The 266-nt window shown below is 62.8% G+C and carries 1 pseudogene; it reads left to right on the forward strand.

Annotated elements, in window-relative coordinates:
• A pseudogene (locus tag ACZ3HH_RS30285) lies at window positions 1-266 on the forward strand (DeoR family transcriptional regulator); the annotation flags it as partial.

The raw sequence follows: 266 nt of genomic DNA on the forward strand, positions 1-266 counted from the left end.
GGGTCAGGCCAGCGTCGACTTCATCAACCAGTTCAAGGTCGACTTCGCCCTGGTGGGCATCAGTGGCATCGACGAAGACGGCAGCCTGCTGGACTTCGACTATCAGGAAGTACGGGTCTCCCAGGCGATCATCGCCAATGCCCGCAAGGTGATTCTCGCTGCAGACTCGAGCAAATTCGGGCGCAACGCCATGATCCGCCTCGGCCCCATCAGCCTGGTCGACTGCCTGGTGACCGACCAGCAGCCGGTGCCGGCACTCGCTCAGC

The organism is Pseudomonas sp. PME37.24/025 (assembly GCF_055556615.1).